The organism is Paraburkholderia fungorum, assembly GCF_902833645.1.
In the GTDB taxonomy this organism is placed as follows: Bacteria; Pseudomonadota; Gammaproteobacteria; order Burkholderiales; family Burkholderiaceae; genus Paraburkholderia; species Paraburkholderia fungorum.
The window spans coordinates 113,415-127,756 of sequence record NZ_CADFGE010000018.1 but is presented as its reverse complement, the minus strand read 5'-3'; the positions used below and the strand labels follow the sequence as shown (position 1 = coordinate 127,756).

Sequence of the window (14,342 nt, the reverse complement as noted above, 5' to 3'; positions counted from 1 at the left end):
AATCGGCCGCGCCCGTCTTCACAACAGGCGGACACGGCCATATTGAGTCACTGATATCGACGACGCCGGCATCCGGCAGCACGGACATCTCGTGAGAAAGCCTCGCAACGGACGGGCCCGCCTGCTGCCGGTCCCGACTTGCAAGGTCAATCTTTTGTATGTGCGCGTGGCGTCCCAGACATCCGCTGACCCGGACGCCGAGCGCGAGACCACGAGCGCGATGCCGCTGGAACCTTATGCGTACAGCTTCGCGCGATCGCACACCTGCTTCGTCACTTCGCGCATGCTGACCATACAAGGCCTTCGGCGGTCCCGGTAAAGCGGTAATTGATATGTCTGCCCTTGTCACAGCGGCTGGACGGCGTCTTCAAGCAAATTACTCAACGAACAGATTAAAAATTCTGCACAAACTTCATGCGAATTTTTCTATTCATGTTGCGGTGAAGCATAGCCCGGAATGAATGGACCGTATCGCCAAAGGCATAAATTCGGGTGTTAATGGCCGATTAAGTTGAATGCATTACGGACGCGACGAATTCAGAAAGCGTTGTTGCTATCTGTAACTGCTGTAACAGAATGCACAATTCGAGGGCGACCCTGTAACTAAAGTGTAGTGACAGTTCACAGGTGAAAAACGCACGTTTGAAATGGCGGGGCGGGCTGATTCCCTTTCCACGTATGCCAGCGCGGCCTTCAACCGACGACAGCCATGATGCAAACCTCGTCGCCACGCACGGAAAAAGTTTCTGACCGGGAATACTATTAAAGCGCCTTTTGCGAAAATTTCAAGGTAATAATTTCCCCGATCATGACAATTACGCCAAAACACCTGGAACATCGGCCAAGTTCGTTCTGAAAAATTCGATGCGCTAATCTCTTTACGTATCGTGATTGCGTGTTCGGAGAAATTAGCGTGATGACTTCCAGGAGTTTTCTTACGTCGTGCATCAATGAGTGTCAGAATGGAATGAAAGCGGTGAAACACATTGGCCTCCTGATTTTCCAGGACTGCTCCATGTCGACCACCGGCGCGGTCGGCGACGCTTTCCGGCTTGCCAACGAGTTCGAGAAAGCAAGCGGCGACGAGCCTCCGTATCGGCTCTCCGTGCTGTCTGACGAGGGCGGCCTCGTGACAAGCTCGTCGAGCATTCTGATCTGGACGCAAAGCCTCGAACGATACAGCCTGGCCGATTTCCATGCCTTCTTTGTCGCCTGCCGCGACACCACCGGAACTGCGGAGTCCAACGGTCGCTTTCTCTCATGGATCTCGCGCCACGGATCGATCGCATCCCGCGGCGTTCAGCAAGGCGCGAGTCTCGCCGTGGTATGCAGAAATCCACTGCAGTCAACCGTGCCCGTCTTTTTCTTTGACGATGGCGGCGGTGGCGGCAGCGGCGGCGTCGCGCCCGCCGACCTGGCACTCGCGCAGATCGAGCGCGACCTGGATCCGGAGACCGCGCGCAAGATCGCTCGTGCGCTACAACCGAATTACATTGAAAGAAACACGCCTGACCTCGACGACGCAAGCATCGTCACCACAACCGAGAAGATTCGCGAATCGGCCCGCTGGATCAAGGAAAACTACAGCAAGGCCATCTCTGTAGCCAAAGCAGCCGAGTTCGCTGCAATGAGCAAGCGCAATTTCCAGCGCCGCTTCAAATGCGAGTTCGGCATGACCCCTCTCGAATATCTGTTGCGCACGCGCTTTGACGTGGTACGCGCAATGTTGCGCAATACCGATCTGCCCGTCGACAAAATCGCGCGACGATGCGGCATGGGCGACGGCAATCGACTCGGGCGGCTATTCAAGGAACGCTACGGCGTGTCGCCCACGCAATTCCGTGCGCAACAGCACATCGACGCCGAGGAACCATGGCTAACGCCAGAGGAAGCCTGGAATACCGCGACTGAGATCGCGCGTTAAGCGCGTCGATTTTCGGACTGCAGCCTTGCGACGCCATCAGCCATGAATCGAAACATGACGACCACCAAGTCCGCACAGTTCGACCAGAAAGCCGCCACGGCCACGCCATCACACAAGGAAGCGCCGCCTTCTGAAACCATCTTGGCCAAACACGCGAACCTCGTACAGGACGATCCGTATCGGCCAACACCACAGTCCGTTTCCACAGTCAGACGACTCAAGGAGGCGGCAAAGTGCATGCTCCCTGATTCCCTATTCCTGAGTATGCTGCATCACAAGCGCATTGGCCGTTATCCGAATCTTCTGCGTCCGGCTACCTTCAACGAAAAGATCCTGCAACGAAACCTCAGACCGGATCCTCGCTACATTAGCCTGACCGACAAACTGTCGGTGCGGGAGTACATAGCGGCCAAGATAGGAGAGAAGCACCTCATACCGTTGATTTCGGCGCCGGAGGTGTTCACGCGCGAGGTCTTCGACGCGCTGCCCGGTTCTTTCGTCATGAAGGCGAACCACGGCAGCACCTTCGTCGAGATCGTCAGAGACAAGTCCGAGACTTCGTTCGAGAAACTGCAACTTCTCGCCCGGCAGTGGCTCTCCACCGAGTTCTACTACGTCGCGCGCGAGAGGCATTACCGCACAATCAAGCCGCGAATCTTCTTTGAACAGCTCCTTCTGGACCAGGCGGGCCAGATACCCGCCGATTACAAGTTGCATTGTTTTGGCGGCCGGCCGGGGCGCCCCATCATCTACATCCTGGTGATATCCGACCGGTTCGGGAAAGCGACGCACGGCGACGTGTACGACGTCGACTGGAACCATCTCGATGTAGCCATTGGCTACTACAAACGGAGCGCCAAGCCTGCTCCGCGCCCAAAGAATCTGGCATCCGTGCTGGACATCGCGGCCACGCTGTGTGAAGACTTCGACTATGTCCGTGTCGACTTATATGCGCCGGACAATCAGGTCTTCTTCGGCGAGCTGACCTTCACACCGGGCGCGGGCGTGCTGCCCTTCACGCCCGACAGTATCGACTACGAGTGGGGAAAATTGCTGGGTTGAGCAGGTATTTTCCAACCTGCATAGCTGCTTCACCCGATGTCTCTGCCCCCTCACCCTGACCGGAGCAGTACCGATGACACAAGCTAGCGAGGAAGTGCCCCGCACGGCCGACAGGAGGACGGCGGACAAACCACGGCCCACGGTGATGATGTGCCCCTTCACCAACCCCACGAATCGCTATATACAGATTCAGAAAGATCTCTACCGCTCGATCGGTTATGACGTCGTGCCGCTTTCCATCAAGGGGCTTCTCAACGGCGGGTTCTTCCAATTGTTCAAACCCGGGAACATTCTCGCTTTCCATTGGCTCGAGTACCGGCCATTCAAGCGTGACAAAGGCACCGCCCGGTTGAGTCTGACGGGCTCCCTGCTGTTCGCGTTCTACTGTTCGCTCATGCTGATCGGGCGGGCAAAGGCTGTTTACTTCATCCACGATCACGCGGTCCACGATACGATTGGCTTCAACAGGCGTTTGTCGATGCGAATCATCGCGCTCGTGCGCCGCCTGGCGGATTTCCGCGTGGTCCACGCGCCAGACTTCCAGGCGCAGTACAACGCGCAGTACCTGCCGCATCCACTCTATTGGGACGTCCCTGGACAGGCACCCACCACACCGAGGAAGTACGGCGCGACGCCACAGTATTCGTTGCTCGGCGTGATCCGGCCATACAAGCAGATTGACGCGTTACTCGACGTCTGGCCCGACGAGTGCAAGCTGCGTATTGCCGGCCACGGCACCGAGGCCTACCTCGCGACACTGAATGCAATCATCGATAGACGATCGCTGCGGAACGTCGTGCAGCTCGACGCGAGATTCCTGACCGACGCGGAGTTTGCGCAGAGCATTGCCGATAGCGACGTACTGATCCTGCCGCACGCGGCCGACTCGATGCTGGTGAGTGGCGCGTTCTTCGAAGCCATTGGACGCGTGCCGTTGCTGATCTCGCGCGCAACACCGTTCATGGTGTGGGCGGCGAGGAAGTTCGACAATGTCATTCTGTTCAATGACATCTCCGAACTCCCTGCCATTGTTCAATCGGTTAACGCATCGTGGCCGGCGATTGCTCGCAACGCAGGCAATCTCGCTATCGACGAATTCGGCTGGAACGCTTGTCGCCGGCGCTACGAGCAGTTCTTCGAGGCCGTTGAAGGCCACCGCAACGCGGTTGAAAAGCCAGTTGTCTAGCGAAGGAAGTTAAGCGGGACGTCGCTCAACGAATCCGATGTCGAGGCAGCGTCGAATCGTTCTATTTCAGACTCAGCCAAAAGCCATGCGCGGGAGAACAACCTGAATGCTCACTTCACAACTGGTTCCGGGACGGCTCAGGACTATTCTGTATCGATACGTCACCGAGCGCCCTCGGGAAGAACGACTATTCCATGCTCTGCGTCCGACGTTCGTTTCAGTAAGAATTCCGGGCGAATACCGCCCGTGCAATCCGACACTGTGCTTTAACGGAAACGGCTACACCGTCGTTGTTCGTTCGGTTAACTACGAACTGATGGAAAGTGGTGGCGTGAAGTTACATGGTCAAGACTACGACACCGTCAACTACATCGGCGAGCTATCCGCCGATCTGAATGTTGTACGCATGCATGCTCTGGAAGACACGGCGTTCAGGAATGTACCGGGTAAATCACGCGACGGCTTCGAAGATCTGCGAACCTTCTTCTGGAAGGAATCCTTATGGTGTCTGGGTAGCGCGCGCAGCAACGCGGGTGACACTAACACGATGGCGCTTCAGAAAATCTCCGGCGAGCGTGTTGCGGAGAGCTACCTGATCGAGTCGCCATTTGGCTTCAGTCGCGAGAAGAACTGGATGCCTTTCGTGTCCGAAGGCAAGCTCTACGCGGTACATACGATGAACCCGTTGACCATTGTCGAGATCAGCGAATATGGCGCAACCGTATCGCTCACGAAACCATTGAAGGTGCCGAAGGGCCTGCTGGGATCATCCCAGCTAGTCGAATGGAAGGAAGGTTGGCTGTGCGTCGTACACGAGCGCAGTCGAGGGAAAAAGCATCTCTACAAGCACCGGTTTGTTTATTTTGACCGGAACTGGAATGCCGTGCTTTCCGAACCGTTCTACTGGAAACAATACGGCGTGGAATTCTGCTGCGGGCTGGCGGTTCACAATGGAACCGTAGCGGTCGGGCTTGGTGTCAACGATTCGGAAGCGATCATCGCTCAATTCAATGAGACTGATATCGATCGGCTTTTGTGATCTCTACCGCGCACCAGTTGGAGTAACGGGAAAACCAAAGATATCCGGTCTCCCCGACTCATTCAGGAGGAGACCGGATTCACTGCGCAACCCGACGCTTGCGGCCTAGTTGTCGGCGTTGGCCGAGGTGAAGCTCGTAAATGCACTGTACGACGGGTTGATCGGCGAGCCGTTCATCATAATGCCGAACGTCTCGTTGCCGCTATCAAGCACGTAGTACATCACAGACTGGATGTTGTGAGTCTTTCTAGCCGGATAGAACTGGCCCAGTTGCGTGGTGATGTAGTTTGCCCGATAAGCCTCCGTTTGCTCCGGGCCCGTATTCCACTCGGAGATGATGAAAGGCACGCCGTAGCGCGCTTTGCAATACGTCGGCAGATCGAAGCCAGGACCTGCGCCGTCTGTGCCGATGTTGAAGATATTGCCGTAGACTTCGTAGTTGTGCCACGTCGTGATATCCCAGCGCACCGCCGGATAACCGCTGCTTCCGTCCGGTTGAGTACCCTCCCACAATGCGTCGGACGCGCCAACGTCGTTCACACAGAAGTTGATGCCGCACTTCGCGGAAGACTGAACCGACTTCACCCCGTCGATCATGCCGCGCATCACGCCGCGCAAGACCGGCCAGTTCGCATTATTGAAGTCGACCGCCTTCGTTCCTGCGTTGGTGGAGTCCAGAATGATCGCGCCATCGCGCGTCAGTTCGTTACCGCACTCGTACATGGTCACGCCGTACCCCATCAGCGCACGGGCAACCGCCGAGCCCGCTGAGTAGCCTGCGCTGTAAGCGGTCGATTCGCCGCTGAAGAGCTTGCCAGTACTGTCGTAAAGCCCCTGGTTAATCAACACCAGCAGCTTGATCCCCGCCGACTGGAAAGCTTGCGCCAGTTTGGCAACTGCGTTGATCTGGGTCGGGTCGGACGTGCAGCCAACACGATAGCTGGTGCAACCCATCGCCTTGAGCGTCGTGACCAGTTGCGCCGGCGTGTAGGTGTAATCGTAGTGCCCGTTGATACCAAAGAAGCTACCCGCAGCCGGCGCGACGGCGATACGAGGATCGGTACAGGCCAGCCATTGAGAGGAAACCTCCGCGTTCGCGTAGAAGTGCCCACTCGTGTTGCAGTGATAGATCTTGCCGCCGTACCAGAGTACGAGCGACACGTTGTAGTTGACGCCTACCACCGCGCCATTTTTATAGACGACGCCGTTCACCAGGGTCCATTTCGCACCCGACTTATCGAGGATGTATGGCGCGGAGGGCAGCGTGGTACCGTCGGCTGAGACGGTGCCCAGACGCGGATCGATGCAACTTCCCCACGCCGAGCCGTTCCATTGATAGAACTGGCCGCTCGCGTTTTCGTGGTAGATGCTGCCGTTGATCCACAGCGCGAGCACGACGTTGTAGTTAACCCCTGCTACCGCGCCGTTCTGATATAGCACGCCGCCCGACAGTGTCCATACCGCGCCGCTGCTGTCGGTGATCGAAGCTGCCGGCGGGATTGTCGTACCGCTCGCGGATGCAGCACTTGCGTGTGCCGTTGCCTTGCTGGCAGCGGATACGGCCGTGCCGTTGCTACCGTCTTCCGAACCGCCGCCGCAGGCGCTCAAAAGATAACTTCCACCCAGGGCCGCTAGCCCGCTCATAAATTGACGTCGTTTTACCATGGCCGAATATTTTCCACTGTCGATAAAAATATAAATAGTGATTTTTAGAGTTTTCGAATCAGAGAATGCTTATAGATAACGCGGTTTACTTCGCGATCCTAATTATGAAAAAAGATCTTCTTGCGTATTCCGGGCGCAGTTCAAAGCCTGATTAAACGGTCCGAGGCAAGACTCGATTAGATGCGGCTATCCAGCGGACGAGCGTCACCGATCGCGGTGGCGATCCGGCGTACGCGGCGTCCTACTGCGTTAGAAACCGATGGGAGACAACCTGACAACGCTACTTCGCTGCTACTCAAAACTCTGCCACCACACAACGCGCAAACGTTTGATCAGACGAATAGACTTTCTTCCGCTACCCGCAATTTCTTCCACTCACTCGTCGCGACTGGGGTAAATCGTACCCGGAATGATTGTCCGGTCCCACAAAAAATAGTAATTTTCGGACAAATAGTAAGATTATTTCTATTAGCTTGGCGCATCGCAAAGATCCCTGCTTTCTCATGATGATCATAGGATTGGATGGTCATCATCTTTCCGACTTCGACCCCAAGAAAAGCTTCGCATTTTGCGCGATGCATTCGGAGGTGGCATCAGGTCGGCGGGCGATGCACCGTTTGAGCGCGCGTGGTCGCTTACGCTTCGGTAACAACGCGCTCGAGCGAGCGCATGCGAATCTCATCTGAACGTGAGAACGCGTGGCGGTGAGATTCGCGCGACACTTCCGGCTTCCTGAGAAGTGTCATCATGGCGTCACTTCCGTGGGCACTCGACGAAATCGACAATTAATTCGTCGCAATGACTGAGAAATTCAAATTGCAATTCGAGTGTCGCGATATACATTTCAGCCTTTATGATGAGTGAGATCGCGGCAGCCCAAGAAAGACATCTTTCTCCCCACGCACTTTTGCGCCGCCAATCAACATCAATAAAAACTGGAGACCCGCGTGAAATTCGATACGACCACTGTCCGGCTGATCCTCGCCATCGCTGAAGAAGGCAGCATCTCCCGCGCTGCCGACAAACTCAGCCTCGCAGTCGCGGCGGCGTCACGGCGTGTATCGGACCTCGAAGCGCAACTCGGCGCCAAACTGTTCCAGCGCGTGCCACACGGCGTGGCGATCACCGAATCGGGTGCCAAGCTGCTGGAATACGTCCGGCAGATCGACAATCTGATCGATCGCCTCGAAGGCGATGCGCAAGCGCTCAACCAGGGGCTCGAAGGCCGCATTATCATCGGCGCGCCAAAGGCCGTCGTGATCCAGTTCCTCGCGCGCGAGATTGCAGAAATTCAACGCAAGTATCCGGGGATCTCGCTGAAGATCGTGGAGGAGAACAGCAAGATCGTGCAGCAACTGCTGCGCGACAAAGTGATCGACGTGGGCATTTACGAAAAGAAAAGCGGCTTCCTCGATCTTGCCAAATCACCCTATAGAGAGGACGAACTGGTGCTGGTGTACAGCCGCCCGCATTTCCAGTTCCCCGACGCCCCCATCGGGATCGACGACATTCTCGATCTGCCTATCGTGAGTCTCGGCAAAGGTTCCGCAGTGTTGTCCGCCGTCCAACGCGCGTACCGCAGTCGCGGCCGGCAATTCGCCAATAACTTCACCGTCAGCGGCTTCGACACCATGCTGGCGATGGTGCGCCATGGCCTCGGCGTAGGCCTGATGCCACCCGAGGTTCTGCGCAGCTTTCATCCCGAAGCGACGCTGGCGTCAGCCGCACTTACGGGCGACTGGCACCAGCGCAGCTACGTTCTGTCCTGCGTCGAGGGGCACGCACAGGCGCAAACCCTGCAAAACGTGGTGGCCGAGCTTCTCGGCGCACCGGCTTAGCTTCCGGTCGGCACGCACGGCCCGGTTTCGCAATGCGCGAAACCAGACATGCTCCAGGCATTCTTGCGGCAGCCTGGTCTGTAGCGGACAGTGATGACAGAAAACCTGCCGGCCACGCACGAGATGGCCGAGCGGTTCGACTCACACCTTCTACAGAGGAAACCGGAAATGACGGAATCGAAGCATCTGCCGCTGCAAGGCATCCGCGTGCTGGACGTGAGCCAGGTCATGGCCGGCCCGTTCGCCTGCATGCTGCTGGCCGACATGGGCGCGGACGTGATCAAGGTCGAGCCGCCCGAAGGCGACCAGACCCGCGGCGCGATGGGCTTCAAGATGAAGGGGCCCGACAGCATGGGCTTCCTGAACATGAACCGCAACAAGCGTTCGCTAACGCTGGATCTCAAGAGCGACGCAGGCCGTGAGTTCTTCTACGAGCTCGCAAAAACGGCCGACGTGATCGTCGAAAACTACCGCCCGGGCGTGGTGCAACGGCTCGCCATCGATTACGAGTCGATCCGGGCAATCAATCCAAAGATCGTCTACGTCAGTATTTCCGGCTTCGGACAAAGCGGTCCGTGGGCGTCGCGACCTGGCTTCGACCTTATGGCACAGGCCATGTCAGGTGTGATGAGCGTGACTGGTTACAAGGGCGGCAAACCGGTCAAGGCCGGGGTGCCCGTAGCGGATATCGGCTGCGCGCTGTTTGCCGTTTACGGGCTGCTGTCAGCCTACATCGGCGCACAAAAAACGGGCGAGGGTCAGCACATCGACGCCTCGTTGTTCGATTCGATCATGGCCTTCTCGATCTGGGACATGTCGGAGTATTGGGGCACCGGCGTGCCGCCGACACCGCTCGGCACCAGCAACAAGATGAGCGCGCCCTACCAGGCCGTGAAGGCGCGGGACGGCTACTTCGTGATGGGCGCGACGAACCAGAAGCTATGGACGAAACTGTGCGAACTGCTGGCGCGTCCCGACCTCGTCGCGCACGCGGATTATGCAAGCGTGTCGCTGCGCCTGAAGAATCGCGAAGCGTTGATCGAAACCCTGGAACAGGAATTCGCGAAGCGCGACAGCCACGCATGGGTCGATGCGATGCTCGCCGCCGGCATTCCAGCCAGCCCGATCCTGTCCTATCCCGAGGCGTTCGAAAGCGAGCATGCCGCGCACCGGCGGATGTGCATGGAGATCGATCACCCGAACGAAGGCAAGGTCAAGAACATCGGCTTTCCTGTGAAGATGCTCGGTACGCCGCAAACGGTGCGCCGTCATCCGCCGCTGCTGGGCGAGCATAACGAGGAGATCTTTGCCGAGATCAATGGGACAGCGCCATGAGCGATCCCGTCAAACTCACGATCTATCCGTCCGGTGCAGCGGAGATCGTGATCGATCGCCCCGAGCGTCACAACGCAATGACGCTCGACATGTACGAATCTCTACTGGCGCTCGTTGCCCAGTGTGAGCAGAACCCCGGCGTGCGCTGCATTCTGTTTAGAGGCGCGGGTGGCAAGTCCTTCATTTCCGGCACCGACATCGCCTATTTCAAGGACTTCCGCGACGGTCGCGATGGCGTGAGTTACGAGGCGTTCGTCGAGCGCGTGATCGACGCGGTCGAACGCATTGCGGTCCCGACCGTCGCCGTGATCGACGGCTGGGCCGTAGGTGGCGGTCTCGCGCTGGCGACAGCCTGCGATTTCCGCGTCTGCAGCGACGGCTCGCGTTTTGGCGCGCCGATCGCGAAGACGCTCTCCAACACGCTGTCGTCGCGCAATATCGCGCGCCTGCAAGCCGCGCTCGGTGTGCCGCGAGTCAAGAAGATGTTGCTGCTCGCCGACTACGTCACGGCAGAGGAAGCGCTGGCGTGCGGCTATGTCTACGACGTGTGCTCGCAAGACGCGCTACAGGAAACCGCTCATACGCTCGCGCAGCGGCTGATGGCGCTTTCTCCGGTCACGCAGAAGGCCGTTAAAGAAAGCCTGCGCCGCATCGTCGTCGAACAGCGGCTCGATGACGAGGATCTGATCGAGGCGGTGTACGGCAGCGCCAATTTCAGGGAAGCCGTAGTGGCTTTCACCTCAGGCGCGTCAAAAAAATAAGCACAAGAAAGTGGAGTGAGACATGAAACGATTACAGCCTAAGGCAACAACATGGGTCCTGCTGATGTTGTGCCTGATGTATTTCATCACCTACGTCGACCGTGTCAACATCAGCACGGCCGCCGGGCAATTCAAGTCCGAACTCGGACTTAGCAACACGCAACTCGGCTTCATCTTTTCGGCATTCGCCTATCCGTATGTACTGTTCCAGTTCATTGGCGGTTGGGTCAGCGATCGCTTCGGGGCCAAGCGCACGTTGATCGCCTGCGCGTTCATCTGGGCGGTAGCGACCACGTTGACGGGTTTCGCAGGCGGCTTCGCAACGCTCGTCGCGGCGCGACTGTTGCTGGGCCTGGGCGAAGGCGCCACGTTCCCCGCCTCCACCAGCGCGATGGCCTCGTGGGTGAGAAAGGACAAGCGCGGCATGGCTCAGGGTATTACGCATTCGTCAGCACGCCTTGGAAACGCCGTGGCGCCAATGCTGGTTCTGGCGATCATGACGGCGTTCAACTGGCGATTCTCGTTCTACCTGCTCGGCGCACTGAGTTTCGGCTGGCTCGTGCTGTGGTACGTGACTTACACCGAGAAACCGGCAGATCATCCGCGTATCACCGCCGATGAAATCAACAGCCTGCCGCCACCGACGGTACGTCCGGTAGAAATGCCGGGCACATGGGCACGGCTTTATCGCCGCCTGCTGCCGGTCTCCGGCGTCTACTTCTGCTACAACTGGATTCTCTGGTTGATGCTGGACTGGATGCCGCTCTACTTCATGCATAGCTTCCATCTGAACATCAAGAAGGCGGTTATCTTCACGTCAGGGGTGTTCGTTGCGGGTGTATTCGGCGATCTGGTGGGCGGTCTGATCAGCGACAAACTGCTTCGCCGTACTGGCAATCTGAAACTCGCGCGCAGCTATCTGGTCGCATTCTGCATGACCTTGACCGGACTGTCGCTGATCCCCGTGGTGCTGATACACGATCCGATGTATTCGCTGATTTTTCTCGCCGCCGCGATGTTCTTCAATGAAATGAATATTGGACCCATGTGGGCGATTCCGATGGATGTCGCCTATGACCGCTCGGGCACGGCCAGCGGCATCATGAGCGGCACCGGCTTCACCGCGGCGATCGTGAGTCCGGTTGTGGCCGGCTATCTGATCGACCGACTGGGGAACTGGAACGTAACCTTCCTGCTGTCCATCGCTGTGATGGCCTGCGGCGTGCTGATGACGTTCCTGATGAAACCGGAGGCGCCATTCGTCGCGAGGCTCAAACAGGCGGCGCCTTCGCCGGAACTTCCGGGCCGTGACGCCGTGTTTCCGCTCGTCGATAAAAACTAGCGAACCGATACCTGGGTACGTTCCTTCGCGGGACAGATCGAATCCGTGAAAACAACGCGGTCACGCCACGCCGCCGTGCGTTCAACGGCGCGTGGCTGATCCGATTGCTAAGCCCCGCGCAACACTTCAGCCCGCGTGCCCGCGGCTGCCCTGCTCGCTATCGAGATGCGCCATCTGTGCCGCTGCGTAACGCTCGCCCGCGGCAGCGCCCAGAGGTACGGCCTGCGCGATCGCAGCCAGATCGTCGGTGGTGAGCGTCACATCAAGCGCCCCCAGCGCTTCGGCAAGGCGATCGCGCCGGCGCGCGCCAACCAGCGGCACGATATCGTTGCCCTGAGCCGCCACCCAGGCAATTGCGATCTGCGCAACCGAAACGCCTTTGGCATCGGCCACCTTGCGCAGCGCATCCACTAATGCGAGATTGTGATCGACGTTGTCGCCCTGAAAGCGCGGGCTCATCGCGCGAAAATCGCCTTTCCTCGCGGACTCCTTGCTCCAGTGGCCGCTGATCAAACCGCGGGACAGCACGCCATACGCCGTCACGCCAATCCCGAGTTCGCGGCACACCGGCAGGATCTCGTCTTCAATGCCGCGTGAAATCAGCGAGTACTCGATCTGCAAGTCGCTCACCGGATGCACCGCTGCCGCACGGCGGATGGTCGTCGCGCCCACCTCGGACAAACCGACGTGCCGTACATAGCCGGCTTTGATCATGTCCGCGATCGCGCCCACCGTATCTTCGACAGGCACGTTGGGATCGAGCCGCGCGGAACGGTAGATGTCGATATGATCCACGCCCAGCCGCTGCAGCGAATAGGCGAGAAAGTTTTTGACCGCGGCGGGACGTGCGTCGTAAAGCGACCAGCCGCCGGCGGGGTCGCGCATCGCCCCGAATTTCACGCTGACGATCGCCGCGTCGCGACGCGACGGCGGCGCGCTTTTCAGCGCCTCGCCGATCAGCATTTCGTTGTGGCCGGAGCCGTAGAAATCGCCCGTATCGAGCAGCGTAATGCCGGCTTCGAGCGCGGCGTGGATGGTGGCAATGCTTTCGGCGCGGTCCGACGGACCGTACATGCCTGACATGCCCATGCAGCCAAGACCGATCGCCGAGCTTAGCGGCCCCGTCTTACCCAGTTGAAGTTGTTTCATGACGTTCCTCTTTGGAAGTGACGCCGCAAGAAAAGGCGCTCGACCCGAAGTATCGGCCCAATTTCAGCGTGCGATAATCCACTTCAATCTGAATGACCCGTGCGGAACGGCGAACAATGCAGGAACCCGATCTTTCCGATTTGAAAGCTTTCGTCGCCGTCACGCGGGCCCGCGGATTTCGCCATGCCGCGCTGACCAGCGGCGTGTCGGCCTCCTCGCTTAGCGAAGCGGTTCGAAGGCTTGAACAGCAGCTCGGCGTCAGACTGCTCAACCGCACGACGCGCAGCGTCACACCCACGGAAGCCGGTCAGCGTCTGTTCGAACGGCTCGCGCCGGCGTTCGGGGAAATCGCCATCGCGCTGGATGCGGTGAATCTCTTTCGCGAGAGTCCTACCGGAACGTTGCGGTTAAACGTTCCGTCGATCGCGGCGAGAGAAATCCTGCCCGCGCTCCTGTCCCGCTTCCTTGCCGCTCACCCGGGCATCACGGTGGATGTCGGGACCAACGACACGTTCATCGATATCCTCGCCGCGGGTTTCGATGCCGGCATCCGCTACGACGAACGCCTCGAGCGCGACATGATCGCCGTGCCGATCGGCCCGCGCGTTCAGCATTTCGTCGCGGCGGCTTCGCCAGCCTACCTCGCGGCCCGCGGCGTACCGCGGCATCCGGGCGAACTGCTGAACCACGCATGTATCGGCCACCGCTTCGACAGCGGCGTACTCGCGACCTGGGAATTCAAACGGGGCGACGAGGTTGTGCGGATCGAGCCAAACGGGCCGATGATCGCCTCCGTGATCGAATTGCAAAGAGGCGCGGCCATCGACGGATTGGGGATCGTCTATTCGTTCGATGAGTTTCTGCGGCCGGCAATCGAACAAGGCACGCTCGTGCCGATACTCGACGAATGGTGTCAATCGTTCAGCGGACCGTTTCTGTACTACCCGAGCCGGGCACATATGCCGGCGCCGCTGCGGGCATTCGTCGACTTCATTCTCGCCGCCAACGACCCGGATAGTCAGCCATAGGCGCGACACGAGG

Annotated in this window: 11 protein-coding genes; 9 read left to right on the top strand and 2 right to left on the bottom strand. The window is 58.6% G+C overall.

Going from position 1 to position 14,342, the window contains the following annotated elements:
* Positions 1-1,015 precede the first annotated feature (1,015 nt).
* From HWX91_RS37740 to HWX91_RS37725, 4 genes are all read left to right on the top strand, one after another.
* Complete coding sequence (locus HWX91_RS37740) at positions 1,016-1,924, top strand: GlxA family transcriptional regulator (protein ID WP_028195282.1); 909 nt, start codon at positions 1,016-1,018, stop codon at positions 1,922-1,924.
* Positions 1,925-1,978: 54 nt separating this feature from the next.
* Positions 1,979-2,986: an ATP-grasp fold amidoligase family protein gene (locus HWX91_RS37735; protein ID WP_028195283.1), complete on the top strand. Its 1,008-nt coding sequence runs from the start codon at positions 1,979-1,981 to the stop codon at positions 2,984-2,986.
* 73 nt (positions 2,987-3,059) lie between these two features.
* The gene (locus tag HWX91_RS37730) at positions 3,060-4,172 is read left to right on the top strand and encodes a glycosyltransferase family protein (RefSeq protein WP_028195284.1); all 1,113 of its coding nucleotides are present in this window, start codon (positions 3,060-3,062) and stop codon (positions 4,170-4,172) included.
* A gap of 106 nt (positions 4,173-4,278) precedes the next feature.
* Positions 4,279-5,211 (top strand): glycoside hydrolase family protein, encoded by a 933-nt coding sequence (locus HWX91_RS37725; protein WP_127837989.1) that lies wholly within the window; start codon positions 4,279-4,281, stop codon positions 5,209-5,211.
* Between the two features lie 105 nt (positions 5,212-5,316).
* Here HWX91_RS37725 and HWX91_RS37720 read toward each other — a convergent pair whose 3' ends face one another.
* Positions 5,317-6,876, bottom strand: a complete 1,560-nt coding sequence (locus HWX91_RS37720; protein WP_028195286.1) for a hypothetical protein — start codon at positions 6,874-6,876, stop codon at positions 5,317-5,319.
* A gap of 947 nt (positions 6,877-7,823) precedes the next feature.
* On the opposite strand from HWX91_RS37720, the gene HWX91_RS37715 reads away from it, so the two are divergent.
* From HWX91_RS37715 to HWX91_RS37700, 4 genes are all read left to right on the top strand, one after another.
* On the top strand, positions 7,824-8,714 hold the full coding sequence (locus tag HWX91_RS37715; RefSeq protein ID WP_028195288.1) for a LysR family transcriptional regulator: 891 nt from the start codon (positions 7,824-7,826) through the stop codon (positions 8,712-8,714).
* 168 nt (positions 8,715-8,882) lie between these two features.
* Positions 8,883-10,049 (top strand): CaiB/BaiF CoA transferase family protein, encoded by a 1,167-nt coding sequence (locus tag HWX91_RS37710; protein ID WP_028195289.1) that lies wholly within the window; start codon positions 8,883-8,885, stop codon positions 10,047-10,049.
* A complete protein-coding gene (locus tag HWX91_RS37705) occupies positions 10,046-10,810 on the top strand; it encodes an enoyl-CoA hydratase (RefSeq protein WP_028195290.1) in 765 nt (254 codons plus the stop codon). Before HWX91_RS37710 ends, HWX91_RS37705 begins: the two co-directional genes overlap by 4 nt.
* A 22-nt stretch (positions 10,811-10,832) precedes the next feature.
* Positions 10,833-12,152 carry an MFS transporter gene (locus HWX91_RS37700; RefSeq protein ID WP_028195291.1) on the top strand — a complete coding sequence of 440 codons (1,320 nt, stop codon included), beginning with the start codon at positions 10,833-10,835 and terminating at the stop codon, positions 12,150-12,152.
* A 126-nt stretch (positions 12,153-12,278) separates the two neighbouring features.
* Here the strand turns inward: HWX91_RS37700 and HWX91_RS37695 are convergent, their stop codons facing one another.
* On the bottom strand, positions 12,279-13,301 hold the full coding sequence (locus HWX91_RS37695) for an aldo/keto reductase (RefSeq protein ID WP_028195292.1): 1,023 nt from the start codon (positions 13,299-13,301) through the stop codon (positions 12,279-12,281).
* 116 nt (positions 13,302-13,417) lie between these two features.
* On the opposite strand from HWX91_RS37695, the gene HWX91_RS37690 reads away from it, so the two are divergent.
* Positions 13,418-14,329: a LysR family transcriptional regulator gene (locus HWX91_RS37690; protein ID WP_028195293.1), complete on the top strand. Its 912-nt coding sequence runs from the start codon at positions 13,418-13,420 to the stop codon at positions 14,327-14,329.
* Positions 14,330-14,342: the final 13 nt, after the last annotated feature.